Origin of the sequence: Bacillus sp. HY001 (assembly GCF_007558965.1) — a bacterium.
GTDB lineage: Bacteria > Bacillota > Bacilli > Bacillales > Bacillaceae_G > Bacillus_A > Bacillus_A mobilis.
In genome coordinates this window covers 1-394 of the sequence record NZ_VLTE01000358.1, presented here as the reverse complement: position 1 = coordinate 394, position 394 = coordinate 1, and the positions used below count along the sequence as shown (strand labels likewise).

Sequence of the window (394 nt, the reverse complement as noted above, 5' to 3'; positions counted from 1 at the left end):
TAAATAAGAAGTGAAAGCATTGATTCCCCACGGAACTTGACTAGGGGTTAAGATTGGCGAAAAAGCAGAAATTGCTTTGAATCTCTTAGCATTTTTCAAACCAATCACTAAAGCCCCATGTCCTCCCATTGAATGTCCCATTATACTTTCTTCACCTGAAAAATTAGGTACGATAGTCGAAGCAATGGATGTTAATTCATCTACTATATAGGAATACATTTTATACTGCTTTGCCCAAGGCTCCTCGGTAGCATTTACATAAAAACCTGCTCCTTGTCCAAGATCCCATGCTGCAACATCTGAAACGTGTTCTCCACGCGGTGAAGTATCTGGCATGATTACTGCAACTTGATGCTTTTCAGCCAAACGTTGGAATCCACTTTTTTGACTAAAA

The 394-nt window shown here is 39.6% G+C and carries 1 protein-coding gene; it reads right to left on the bottom strand.

Annotation, left to right across the window (positions count from 1 at the left end; genetic code table 11):
- Positions 1-394, bottom strand: a 394-nt coding sequence (locus tag FOT98_RS31730; RefSeq protein ID WP_260851166.1) for an alpha/beta hydrolase-fold protein, incomplete at both ends; no start/stop codon positions are given.